This window comes from Profundibacter amoris (assembly GCF_003544895.1).
In the GTDB taxonomy this organism is placed as follows: Bacteria; Pseudomonadota; Alphaproteobacteria; order Rhodobacterales; family Rhodobacteraceae; genus Profundibacter; species Profundibacter amoris.
In genome coordinates this window covers 897,863-910,401 of the sequence record NZ_CP032125.1, presented here as the reverse complement: position 1 = coordinate 910,401, position 12,539 = coordinate 897,863, and the positions used below count along the sequence as shown (strand labels likewise).

General features: G+C 56.3%; 13 protein-coding genes and 1 tRNA gene. 12 read left to right on the top strand and 2 right to left on the bottom strand.

Translation table 11 applies throughout. The annotated features are described in order from the left end of the window. The first annotated feature begins 28 nt into the window (after nt 1-28). The 11 genes from BAR1_RS04545 (at nt 29) to BAR1_RS04495 (ending at nt 10,562) form a co-directional block, all read left to right on the top strand. Nucleotides 29-529, top strand: coding sequence for a DUF2946 domain-containing protein (locus BAR1_RS04545; protein WP_118941925.1), 501 nt, complete (start codon nt 29-31; stop codon nt 527-529). A 92-nt stretch (nt 530-621) separates the two neighbouring features. Then, on the top strand, nt 622-1,236 hold the full coding sequence (locus tag BAR1_RS04540; protein ID WP_118941924.1) for a nitrous oxide reductase accessory protein NosL: 615 nt from the start codon (nt 622-624) through the stop codon (nt 1,234-1,236). 99 nt (nt 1,237-1,335) lie between these two features. Further along, nucleotides 1,336-1,884, top strand: a complete 549-nt coding sequence (locus BAR1_RS04535) for a nitrous oxide reductase accessory protein NosL (RefSeq protein ID WP_228408732.1) — start codon at nt 1,336-1,338, stop codon at nt 1,882-1,884. Then, entirely contained in the window at nt 1,881-2,189 is a 309-nt protein-coding gene (locus BAR1_RS04530) for a hypothetical protein (RefSeq protein WP_118941923.1), read from the top strand. The genes BAR1_RS04535 and BAR1_RS04530 overlap by 4 nt, the downstream gene beginning before the upstream one ends. After that, nucleotides 2,186-3,331, top strand: coding sequence for an ABC transporter permease (locus tag BAR1_RS04525; protein WP_118941922.1), 1,146 nt, complete (start codon nt 2,186-2,188; stop codon nt 3,329-3,331). The genes BAR1_RS04530 and BAR1_RS04525 overlap by 4 nt, the downstream gene beginning before the upstream one ends. Further along, nucleotides 3,328-4,017: an ABC transporter ATP-binding protein gene (locus BAR1_RS04520; protein WP_118941921.1), complete on the top strand. Its 690-nt coding sequence runs from the start codon at nt 3,328-3,330 to the stop codon at nt 4,015-4,017. Before BAR1_RS04525 ends, BAR1_RS04520 begins: the two co-directional genes overlap by 4 nt. Further along, a complete protein-coding gene (locus BAR1_RS04515; protein ID WP_118941920.1) occupies nt 4,014-5,012 on the top strand; it encodes a hypothetical protein in 999 nt (332 codons plus the stop codon). Before BAR1_RS04520 ends, BAR1_RS04515 begins: the two co-directional genes overlap by 4 nt. A gap of 388 nt (nt 5,013-5,400) precedes the next feature. Then, entirely contained in the window at nt 5,401-7,146 is a 1,746-nt protein-coding gene (acsA, locus tag BAR1_RS04510; protein WP_118941919.1) for an acetate--CoA ligase, read from the top strand. Then, entirely contained in the window at nt 7,143-9,143 is a 2,001-nt protein-coding gene (gene pdhA / locus BAR1_RS04505) for a pyruvate dehydrogenase (acetyl-transferring) E1 component subunit alpha (RefSeq protein ID WP_118941918.1), read from the top strand. The genes acsA and pdhA overlap by 4 nt, the downstream gene beginning before the upstream one ends. Before the next feature lie 4 nt (nt 9,144-9,147). After that, nucleotides 9,148-10,320, top strand: a complete 1,173-nt coding sequence (locus tag BAR1_RS04500) for a dihydrolipoamide acetyltransferase family protein (RefSeq protein WP_118941917.1) — start codon at nt 9,148-9,150, stop codon at nt 10,318-10,320. Continuing rightward, nucleotides 10,317-10,562 carry an acyl carrier protein gene (locus BAR1_RS04495; RefSeq protein WP_118941916.1) on the top strand — a complete coding sequence of 82 codons (246 nt, stop codon included), beginning with the start codon at nt 10,317-10,319 and terminating at the stop codon, nt 10,560-10,562. Before BAR1_RS04500 ends, BAR1_RS04495 begins: the two co-directional genes overlap by 4 nt. A gap of 234 nt (nt 10,563-10,796) precedes the next feature. Here BAR1_RS04495 and BAR1_RS04490 read toward each other — a convergent pair whose 3' ends face one another. Continuing rightward, complete coding sequence (locus BAR1_RS04490; RefSeq protein ID WP_118941915.1) at nt 10,797-10,958, bottom strand: Arm DNA-binding domain-containing protein; 162 nt, start codon at nt 10,956-10,958, stop codon at nt 10,797-10,799. Between the two features lie 153 nt (nt 10,959-11,111). Continuing rightward, nucleotides 11,112-11,194 (bottom strand) — tRNA-Thr (locus tag BAR1_RS17895). Between the two features lie 130 nt (nt 11,195-11,324). Here BAR1_RS17895 and BAR1_RS04485 point away from each other — a divergent pair. Then, complete coding sequence (locus tag BAR1_RS04485; protein WP_162891670.1) at nt 11,325-12,485, top strand: tyrosine-type recombinase/integrase; 1,161 nt, start codon at nt 11,325-11,327, stop codon at nt 12,483-12,485. Nucleotides 12,486-12,539 lie beyond the last annotated feature (54 nt).

Sequence of the window (12,539 nt, the reverse complement as noted above, 5' to 3'; positions counted from 1 at the left end):
TGCCGGTATTGGCACACAGGAATACCATATGCGTAATCTTGCCGGCAGTGACGGGAAGAATCACAAGGGGTGCATGTTGGGCCGTAACCGGACATATATCAAACGTTACCATCGGCGCTGGTTAAACAGCTTTGTGGCTGGCATTATTGTCCTGTCCCAGATCCTGTTGATTGTCGGTACCAACACATCTTTTGCCGATACATCAGCATCCAGCCGCATATCCGTATCGTCTGAGGAATTTCCCTTTGGTCCGATGGTTATCTGCACACCGAACGGCATCCAGATTATCTATCCGAACGGGGATGGACCTGACGGATCGGGTGGCGAAGGCAAAACATGGGTGAAATGCCCGCTATGTCTGATCGCTACGGCTTCGTTCCTGATGCCCCCCTCCGTGACGCGGGAAAACATACCCGACCTGTCTGGCGCAATCGATATAATCTGGGCCAGCGAAACCGAACACCCCCGTTCTATCGGGCGCTATTTCAACCAGCCGGTGCGCGCGCCGCCCTTTGGTCTTTCTATCTAACAATTCAAAACAACTGTCAGCCTATTCGCGGCCCGATTGGGTGCGATCCGATGTGACAGTTTCCAAGATATGAAAGACAAAGGAAAACTGAAATGGAACGTAGAAATTTTTTGATGGGCACAACTTCGATGCTTGCTGGTGGGTTGGTTGTTGCCAGCTCGGCCAGTGCCGAAATGAAGATGGTGCCGCCATGGGTCTGGACCGCCGAACACGGTTTGACAGGCCATCTGGTCACAGATCCTGATCCCTCGACCGATGATCTGGCCAAATTCAAGCGCTGCGCCTATTGCGGCATGTCCACAACCCAGTGGAGCCACACACGCCACGTTGTCCAGTACGAGGATGACAAATCGGAAGCAACCTGTTCGATCCGCTGTTTGACAATTTCGCTATCGCTGAACCTTGATCGCAACCCGAAAAACATCTGGGTTGGCGATGCCGGTGCGGACTCTGAAATCAAGCCATTGGTCAAGGTCGAGGATGCGCAATACATCCTGCAGCCGGGCAAAATGGGCACCATGACAGCCAACCGCAAATGGGCCTTTGCAGACAAGGCCAAAGCAAAAGCAACCGGCGCACAGCTGATCAATTTCGAGGAAGCACTGGTTGCCGCCTACAAGGATCAGGCGATGGATACCATCATGATCCGCAAGCGCCGCGCCGAGAAGCGCGCACATATGGCCCAGAAAATGCAAGACGGCAACTAAACCGCCAAACTGTTTTACAAATCTGTCCAAAGGGGTGCCGATTGTGGCGACCGGCACCCCACCTCCAAAACCCGCAACGATTTCCCAAAAGGTCCGCCCATGTGCAACCACCATAAATCCCCGACCCGCCGCCATATGCTGCAACTGGGCGCCAGCGCCATGCTGATGCTGCCTGCGCTGCCGTCTTTGGCCACGGAAAAACCGGGCGTTGCCCCCGTTATCGACCTGCCCAAACCCGGCCCGCGCGACCGTTGCCCGGTCTGTGGCATGTTCCCCGAACGATACCCCGACTGGACCGCGACCGTGCTGTTTCAGGACGGCCATGCCGACCATTTCGACGGGGCCAAGGATTTCTTCAAATACCTGTATGACATGCCCAAATATGCCAGTGGCCGCAAACGCGAACAGATCACCGGCATGGGTGTCACCGGCTATTACGCCGCCGAAATGATTGACGCGCAACAGGCGCTTTATGTGATCGGCTCGGATGTGCTGGGGCCGATGGGGCATGAACTGGTGCCGCATCCCGATATGTACGACGCCGAGGCCTTTATGCGCGATCACGCCGCCATCAAGATCCTTCGTTTCGAGGACACCAGCATGGAAATGCTGCTGGGCCTTGATGAAGGCAAGTTTGATTGGGGATGAGCATCCGCCCTTCCAGTCTGATGATCAGCGCGATGTTGCTGCTGGGCGCCGCTGTTGTGGCCCTGTTTGTGCATGCCTACAGCAGCACCGATAACGGGCTGGCGGCGCGCGCACGGCTGGTGGGGCAGTTGGGGTTGACCGATCTGGCCCTGTTCACAGAGGCCCGCTATACCCGCCACCCCTCGCAGGCGGATTTGCATTCCGCCTTTCAGGATCACCCCATGTCGCTGGACCATTTCCCGTCAGGATCACTGGTTTCACCGCCGCGTCATAATTTTGCGCCACGCACCGGAGTGCAACAATGAACACATCCTTTACCCGTCAAAGATACCTGATGGATTTCACCTTGCATTCGATGCTGCGCCGCAAGGGGCGCAACCTTGTGCTGTTTACGGTGTACTGTCTGGTGATTTTCATTCTGGCCTCGGTGATGTTTTTCGGTCAGGCCATCCGGCAAGAGGCCAAGACCGTTCTGGCCGATGCGCCCGAGGCCACGGTGCAAAATCTGGTGATGGGGCGGCACGCCCTGATCAATGCCAAATGGGTGCCGGTTTTGCAGAATGTCCGCGGGGTGCGTCATGCCGAAGGGCGGCTGTGGGGCTATTATTACGACACCGTGAACGGCGCCAATTACACGGTGATGGTGCCGCCATCGGGTGACGCCGAACATCAGTTGCAACCGGGCGAGGTTATCATCGGGCCGGGAATTGTCGCCAACCGCAGCCTGATCCGCGACAAATATTTGTTTCTGCGCGCCAACTACGGCGAGATTTTCCGCCTGAAGGTCAAAGACAGGCTGTCGTCGGATTCAGCATTGGTCAGCGCCGATCTGCTGCTGATGTCGGAACCCGATTTTCGCAAATTTTTCCAACTGCCCGACGATGTGTTCACCGACATCGGCCTGACCATCCGTAACGCGCGTGAAATCCCGACCATCATCGGCAAAATCGGCGTGCGGGTGCCCGGATCACGGGTTGTGACCCGCTCGGACATTCTGCGCACCTATCAGTCGATTTTTTCGTGGCGCGAGGGATTGCTTTTGGCCCTGCTGGGCGCCTCCATCGTTGCCTTTGTGATCTTTGCCTTTGACAAGGCCGCCGGCCTGTCCGGCGAGGAACGCCGCGAAATCGGCATCCTGAAGGCGATCGGCTGGGAAACCTCGGATGTGCTGGCGATGAAGTTCTGGGAAGGCGCGCTGGTGTCGGCAGGGGCGTTTTTGCTGGGGCTGGTGCTGGCCTATGGGCATGTGTTCTTCTTTCAGGCCGGATTGCTGGAACAGGTCCTTAAGGGCTGGGCCGTGATCTATCCCGATTTTCACCTGAAACCGCATATCGAGGTGTTGCAGGTGGTGACTTTGGCGTTTTTTACAGTGGTTCCCTACACGGCGGCGACGATCATTCCGATCTGGCGCGCGGCGGTGACGGACCCGGATGCGGTGATGCGATGATTGAACTTGATAACGTCAGCAAGGTTTATAACGAAGGCCGCGTGAACGAGGTATTCGCCCTGCGCGACATTACCCTGCAAATCCGCGCGGACCAGACCACGGTGCTGAAGGGGCCAAGCGGCTCGGGCAAAACCACGCTGCTGACATTGATCGGCTGTTTGTCTCGCCCTACGGTGGGGCGTATCCATCTGGAAGGAAAAATGGTTTCGGGGCTGCCGGAAAAATTCATGACCGAAATCCGGCGGGAAAAATTCGGCTTTGTATTCCAGCGGTTCAATCTGGTGCGCGGGCTGACGGTGCTGGAAAACGTAATGCTGCCCGCCTATCCGCTGGGCCTGAAATACAGCACATTGCGCGATAATGCCGAACGCCTGTTGGGCGATGTCGAAATCGCCGACAAAGCCGGCATGAAGGTCGAAAACCTGTCGGGCGGCGAGGCCCAGCGTGTCGCAATCGCACGGGCGCTGATCAACAACCCCGACTATGTGATCGCGGACGAGCCAACGGCAAATCTGGACACCCGGCTGGTTGGCGAATTCCTGAAAATCGTCGAAAAACTGCGCACCGAGGGTAAATCGGTGATCATCACCAGCCACGATCCGCGCATCTGGCAGGCCGATGTGGTGGATCGGGTGATCGGTATGGAAGATGGCCGCGTGATTGACGACGGGATTGCCGCAACATGATCTTTCACCCCCCAATACTGGCCCTTGTTCTGGCCTCGCTGATCTCGGCGCTGACGGTGCTGTGGGCAGCATGGTTTGCCCTGAGGGTGCTCCGCCATTGGCAGCCTTCCAGCGGGCATGCGTTGCAGATCAACATGGAAAAACGCACCTATCTGGTGTCCACCGCGCTGGCCTTTGTGCTGCTGCTGGAACTGGCGTCGCTGCTGTTGTTTGTATCCAACGCCGACCAGATGTCGGTGATGTTTGTCGGGGCGATGTGCGCGGTGGGAACGCTGAATGTGAACGCCTATGGCATTCCGGCGCTGTTGCTGAAACTGGCGGTGTTCTTTGTGGCGCTGGTCTGGCTGGTGATCAACCAGATCGACAACAAAGCGCCGGATTACCCGTTCACAAAACTGAAATACACCATCCTGCTGTTGCTGGCCCCGCTGGTGGTGGTGGCTGCGGGAACGCAACTGACCTATTTCCTGAATCTGGAAACCGACACGATCACCTCCTGTTGCTCGCTGGCCTTTATCCCCGAAGGCGGGGGCGTGGCGGCGGAACTGTCATCAATGCCGCCCAAACCCGCACTGATCCTGCTGTTTGGCGGCTTGGCGGCAATGGTCCTGCTGGGCCTTCTGGCGATGCGGTTCAGGGTGGCACAGGCGTTCTACGGGCTGGGCAGTGCGCTGTTCTTCGTGATCTCGATCACCGCGATTGTGTCGGTGATTTCGTCTTATATTTACGAGCAACCGCACCACCACTGCCCATTCGATGTGATCAAACCGCAATTTGATTATATCGGCTACTGGATGTATCTGCCGCTATTCACCGCCACAGGCATCGGCATGGCCGCCGGTATTCTGGGGCTGCGGCGAACGCCCGACAGTATGGCCGACAGCTTTGCCCGCCTGATGAAAAAACGGATAGCAATTTCGCTGGGGCTTTATCTGTTGTTCGGCCTTGTGGCGCTGGTTGCAATCCTGAAATCAAACCTGATTTTGATTGGATGAAAAACCAATAATCTCATGGTTTTTCGCATTCAGTAGGTATTACTCACCCCCAAGCGGTTCAATTCCACATTTGCAAATTGACTGTACTGGTCGAAAAATCAGGCCTTCTCGGGACGGAGGGTCACTTGACGAGCGTGAAAAAATACCCGCTCAATGTTGGCGATCTGTAATCCGTCCGGATATGGGCCTCGAAGAAAATCGCTTTCTATAACAGACCGACACATGCAGTTATTCCTGCCGATCCAATCCATCAATGAGAACTTGTTCGCTAACATTCGGCCCAGAAATGCAGACTTGATTCAAATCATCCTGAAAAATACCAGTTATGGTATAATTGCTTGAGTTTCTTTCTGTCTTGCAAGGCACTTTGTTACCGGAGGCCACGACAATGAGCAACGATATTATCCATAAATCCCACCTGATCGCCGATGCGGCGAATATGCCGGATTACGAACAGGCACGCACCAGTTTTTCCTGGGAAGAGGAACAAAGCCTGCTGGACGGTTTGCCCAACGGCAAGTTGAGCATCGCGCACGAGGCCATTGACCGGCATGTGCAAGAGGGCATGGGTGACAGGCTGGCCATTCGCTGGATCGCCAAGGACGGAATGCGTTTGGATTTTACCTATCTGAACCTGCAACGCCAGACGGCGCGCTTTGCAAATGTGCTGCGCAGGTTGGGTGTTCAAAAAGGGGCGCGGGTCTATACGCTTTTGGGACGCAAGCCTGAACTTTACATCACGGCCCTTGGCACGCTGAAAGCCGGATGCGTCTTTTGTCCGATGTTTTCGGCTTTTGGGCCGGAACCTGTGCAGTCGCGCATGGAAATTGGCGGGGCACAGGTGTTGGTAACATCAAAGGCGCTATATCGGCGCAAGGTCAAATCAATCCGCGACAGGCTGCCCGATCTAACCCATATTCTGCTGATTGATGGCGAAGAGGACAATACCGAAAACCTGATTTCCCTGATGGATACCGCCGCCGACACATTTACAACCGAACCCACAGACCCCGAAGACATCGCCTTGCTGCATTTCACCTCGGGCACCACTGGCAAACCAAAGGGGGCGGTGCATGTGCATCAGGCCGTGGTCGCGCATCATGCGACAGGGCGAATGGTGCTGGATTTGCGGGCGGGCGATACCTATTGGTGCACGGCTGATCCCGGCTGGGTGACGGGCACCTCTTACGGCATCATCGCGCCCTTAACCATTGGCGCAACCATGATCATTGACGAGGCGGAGTTCGACCCCGAGCGTTGGTATTCGATCCTTGAGGATGAACAGGTCAACGTCTGGTACACCGCGCCCACCGCCATCCGAATGTTGATGAAAGCCGGCGATGCGATGGCCAAGGCGCACAGCTTCCCGCATCTGCGGTTCATGGCAAGCGTGGGCGAGCCGCTGAATCCCGAGGCGGTGATCTGGGGAAACGAGCAGTTCGGAATGCCGTTTCACGACAACTGGTGGCAGACTGAAACCGGCGGCATTATGATCGCCAATTATGCGTCGATGGATGTCAAACCCGGCTCGATGGGCAAACCCCTGCCCGGCATCAATGCCGGCATTGTCGAGACCGGCGAGGACGGGTTGCGCGAGGTCACAACGCCATTGGCGATTGGCGAATTGGCGTTGCGGCCCGGCTGGCCCTCGATGATGCGCGGTTATTTGCACGAGGAGGCGCGCTATCAAAAAGCCTTTCGCGACGGTTGGTATCTGAGCGGCGATCTGGCGATGCGGGATTCTGACGGATACTACTGGTTCGTCGGGCGCAGCGATGATGTGATCAAAAGTGCGGGCCACCTGATTGGCCCATTCGAGGTGGAAAGCGCCTTGATGGAACACGATGCAGTAGCCGAGGTGGCGGTGATCGGCATCCCTGATGAAACCGTCGGCGAAATCGTCAAGGCCTATGTCGCGCTGAAACCGGGGGTGGTGGGCGATGATGACCTGTTGCTCGATCTGCGCGGCTTTGCGCGCAAGCGGCTTGGCCCGGCCGTCGCGCCCAAGGAAATCGTCTTTCGCAAAAACCTGCCGAAAACCCGCAGCGGCAAGATCATGCGGCGCCTGCTGAAAGCCCGCGAACTGGGCCTGCCCGAAGGCGACATTTCAACCTTGGAAAGTGATGAACAATGACAAAGCCTGACCTGAAACCGCACCTTGATCACGCCCATGTTCGCGCACTGCTAAAGGGGATGATCCGCATTCGCCGCTTTGAAAGCAAATGCGCCGAACTGTATACCCAACAGAAAATCGGCGGGTTCCTGCATCTTTATGATGGCGAAGAGGCGGTGGCGGTCGGGGTTATTCCGTTGCTGAAACCCGAGGACCGCATCATTGCGACCTACCGAGAGCATGGCCATGCGCTGGCCCGCGGGATGCCAATGACCACAGTGCTGGCCGAAATGTATGGCAAGGTCGAGGGCTGTTCTGGCGGGCGCGGCGGATCAATGCACCTGTTCAGTCAGGAGGCGAATTTTTACGGCGGCAACGCGATTGTCGGTGGTGGTTTGCCGCTGGCCGTGGGGCTGGCGCTGGCCGACAAAATGCAAGGCTCCGGCGGTGTGACAGCCTGCTTTTTTGGCGAAGGTGCGGTGGCCGAGGGCGAGTTTCACGAGGCGCTCAACCTTTCGTCGCTCTGGGACTTGCCGGTGCTTTTTGTCTGCGAAAACAACGGCTACGCGATGGGCACAGCGCTGGATCTAACCGAGGCGCAGACCGACATCAGCGCCAAGGCCCGCAGCTATTCTATTCAAGGCGAAACTGTTGACGGTATGGACATTGTCGCAGTCGAGGCCGCAACGCGCCGTGCCTTGAACGCGATCAAGGAAACCGGCAAACCTTATTTTCTGGAATGCCGCACCTACCGGTTCCGTGCGCACTCGATGTTTGACGCCCAAAATTACCGTACCAAAGGCGAGGTCGAGGACTGGCGCGAAAAAGGGCCGATCGTGCGGTTTCAGGGCTGGCTGCAGGAAACCGGTTTGCTCCACGCTGACGAGATAAAGGCCATCGTGGCCGAGGTGGACGCCGAAATCGCCGAGGCCGTGGCCTTTGCCGAGGCGGGTACAGACGAGCCGCCGGAAACCTTGACCCGCTATGTCACAGCCCCTGAACGCCCCGCCGCACCCATTCCTGCCAAGCCCGCAAAGATGGTCGAGACCACCTACCGCGAGGCGGTAAAGGCAGGGATTGTCGAGGCTATCGAGCGTGACGAGCGCGTGTTTTTAATGGGTGAGGATGTCGGTCATTACGGCGGTTGTTACGCCGTTAGCAAGGGTCTGCTGGACAGGTTCGGCGCGGATCGCATTCGCGACACACCGCTGTCGGAATCCGGTTTCACCGGTGCGGGCATCGGCGCTGCAATCGCCGGAATGCGCCCGATTGTCGAAGTGATGACCGTCAACTTTTCGCTGCTGGCCCTTGACCAAATCCTGAACACCGCCGCCACCTACCGGCATATGTCCAACAACCAGTTCGGCGTGCCGGTGGTGATCCGCATGGCAACAGGGGCTGGCCGTCAATTGGCTGCACAGCATTCGCACAGCCTTGAGGGATGGTATGGCCATATCCCGGGCTTGCGCATCCTGACCCCTGCCACACTGGAGGATGCGCGCGGCATGTTGTGGACCGCATTGCAAGATCCCGATCCGGTGCTGATATTTGAAAACGTCATGCTATATAACATGACCGGTGAACTGGCCGAAAATGCCGGGGCGGTTGATATTGACCATGCCGTCGTGCGTCGCGAGGGCACGGATTTGACGCTGATCACCTATGGCGGATCGCTGTTCAAATCCCTTGATGCAGCCGAAGAACTGGCCAAGCAAGGGGTGAATACCGAGGTGATTGATCTGCGCTGCTTGCGCCCGCTTGATATGCCTACGATCCTTGCCTCTGTCGCCAAAACCCACCGCGCATTGATCGTCGACGAGGGCTGGAAAACCGGTTCATTATCCGCCGAAATCGGCATGCAACTGGCCGAGGACGCGTTCTTTGATCTGGATGCGCCATTGGCCCGCGTGTGCAGTGCCGAGGTGCCGATCCCCTATGCCGCGCATCTTGAGGCGGCAGCCATTCCACAAGTGCCGGGGATTGTGGCGGCTGCCTTGAAACTGGTGGGACGGGAGTAGAGCCATGGGACAATTCCTGATGCCGTCACTGGGCGCCGACATGGAGGCGGGCACACTGATCGAGTGGCTGAAATCGCCGGGTGATGCGGTAAGCAACGGTGATCTGATTGCCGTCGTCGAAACCCAGAAAGGTGCAATTGAGATTGAGGCGTTCGAGGACGGCATACTGGAAGAATATCTGGTCGGTATCGGTAAAAAGGTTCCTGTTGGCACCCCGTTGGCAATAATCCGTACAAAAGGAGAGGCGCCGGTGGAGAGGGCGGTTCAGGAGAAAGCGCCGAAGCCGGAACCACCCGTGCCTGTGCCTGCCGCAACATCGCCCACGCCCGAACCCGCCCCCACACCTGCCATACCCCTCCAGACGGATCGTGTCAGGATCACCCCGGCAGCGCTGCGTTTGGCACAAAGCAAGGGTATTGATCCGCGCACATTGGGGGACATTGGCACCGGCCCTGGCGGCGCGCTCACTTTGGCGGACATCGAGCGGGCCAATCCCCCCTCCCCCGTCAATCCAATGGACGGTATGCGCGCGGCCATTGCCGCCGCGATGACCCGCTCAAAGGCCGAAATTCCGCACTATTATCTGGCCCACACTGTCGATTTAACTGCGGCGCAAACTTTTGTGGATCAAACCAACGCTGATCGCCCCCCCGAGGCCCGCCTTTTGCTGGGCGCACTATACCTCAAGGCGGTTGCCAAAGCGCTGCGTAAATACACCGAATTCAATGGCTATCTAACCGACGGGCAATTCCACCCCGCAAGCGCCATTAACACCGGTATGGCCATCACAATCCGCGGGGGCGGATTGGTGGCGCCCGCAATTCTTGATGCTGCCAACCTGAACCTGGATGATCTGATGACTTCAATGCGTGATTTGGCAGCGCGGGTGCGGACCGGACGGTTCCGGGCCACCGAACTTACAGATGCCACGATCACCGTGACCAGTCTGGGTGAACGCGGCGTTGATCAGCTATTTGGCGTAATCTATCCGCCGCAAGTGGCGATTGTCGGCATCGGCACCCCGCGCGAGCACCCGTTCGCTGTGGGTGGTGCGGTTGAAGAGCGCCTGACCACAACAATAACCCTTTCCGCCGACCATCGTGTCAGCGACGGCCACCGCGGCGCACTGTTTTTACGCGCCATCGACAAACACCTGCAGAAACCGGAGAAATTATGACCCAGACCGACATTGAAACCCTGTTAAAGGACGAGTTGCATCGCATCGCCCCTGATATCGAGATCAATGAAATTGACCGCGACGAGGATTTGCGAGAAGAATTCGACATCGACTCGCTGGACTTCCTGAACCTCGTCACCGCTCTTGGCAAAGCGCTGAACACACCTATGCCCGAAGCCGATTACCCACAGATGGGAACCTACAATGAAATGATAGCATACCTTACCCAAAAAACGGCCTAAGCGCCCTTTGCGCAGGACTGCCGGATGTTCAAAACGCCATAGATATATTCAGGGTTTTCGGATTAAGATTGATCCCAGCTGAATCTTGGTCGTTGCCCTGGCTCCCCTATCTGATCCGTTTTTCTTGTTGTTTGGTCTCATTAGGATTGCCACCCCTGCAGTTTCGGCCCTGACTGCATCCCGCACTTATCTGTCCTTCAACAGACTGATTGCAGGAGAATCCCCGATCACTGGTTATTTCTCTATGCCTTCTATGCGATATTTGAACCGCCATGACTTTGATCCTGTTGCTTTCACCAATAAAAACAACCCGTCAAAGTCACCCACTTTGTAGGATTTCTCTTTGGTTTTCAGGTTTCGAATCTTTGCGTCATTTAAAGGCGTCTGGGGGTACACTCATTTTCGGGTTTTCATCGTACCCCAAAATATACCCCCAATCTGGGGGGTACGTTAGCGGATCAAGAAAAACGCCACTGGACAAACTATTTCATAAATAGCCTTATATACAAGGCTGAAAAGGATGTCACTGGACTTTATAATACGGTGAAATGGTGCCCCACACGGACTCGAACCGCGGACCTACTGATTACAAATCACGCCCCCATACTTATACGCTTGGTACGCCTTGGCGCGCTTCATCATATAAAACAAGCAGTTAACAACTTTTTGCAACAAAAATCAGTCGGTTGACAGTGCGCCATAATGCGTCTTAGTGATGTGTTGTGTTGCAAAAAACGTTGCAAAAAAAACGGAGATGAAAGAATGACCGCCGCAATCGACTTCACCAAAAACGCCAAGCTGCTGAAAGCGCCACCGGGCATGTATCGTCACGACGGTGATCGCTTCCCAAGCCTTTATCTGAACGTCGGAAAGCGGCGCTCAACTTGGTATTTGAAAAAGCGCGTCAGCGGCAAAGTGAAGTCGATCAAGGTTGGCGCATTTCCAGAAATGGACGCAGTGCAAGCCAGCAAACAAGGCGACATCAAAAGCAAACAGGTGCGCACAAGCCCCGACATCACAACCGTGCGTGATGGTTGGGACAAACACTGCGACACATCGCAGGCAATGGGTTCAATGTCGGATAGGCATCGCATCGACATGACGACCAAACTGGAGCGCCATGCAGGCGACATCCTAAAAATGCACGTTGCCGACGTTACATCAGCACGGATTCAGGATGTGGTGAATGGTCTGGCCAAGGACGGCATGAAGGCAACCGCCCGCCATGTGCGCACAGGTCTTGGCTCTGCGTTTAACTATGCAAACGTCCCAAACCCTGTTGCAGGTAAAAAGGTGCGCGCTCCAAGTTCTGGCGAGACCGAAACCAAGTGGACGGTCGCCTGCGCCGCCCATGGTCTCGACGAAGACGACTGGTCGCCAATGTGGGATGCCATCATGGGCGTGAACAACGCGCTACGCCGCACGGCGTGGATCGTGATGCTGTTTACAGGCATCCGCGCGGGCAACGTCCGCTCACTTCGATGGGATCAGGTCGATCTGCAATTGAAGACGATCCATCTGCCCAAGATGAAAAACAAACTGGCCCGAACCCTCCCCATTTGTGACATCGTGGTCAGCGCCCTTATGGCGATCAGATCATCTGAGTTTGAATTTGTGTTCCCAGCATCATCGAAAACAGGGCACATCGACCAATTGGATGTGCTGACGACAACCATCGAAGGCAACCGTGTTCCGGTCCTAAGCCAACACGATACGCGGCGTCACTTTATGCAGGCGGGTGCAGAGGCGTTTCTGCCTGACTATGTGATCCACTTCCTGCGTGGTGACGTGTCAGGCGGCAAAGGAAACGACATGTTGATGAAGTACATGAAACGCATGGGCAATCATCGCGCACCATCGGAAATCGAAACGGTAATTGTGCAACGGATTAAGGTAACACCTTCTTTCGATCTTGAAGAGTGAAGTTAGGCTCACTATCTTCATTCACGCACCTATGCCCGTCGTGAGACGCGCGCC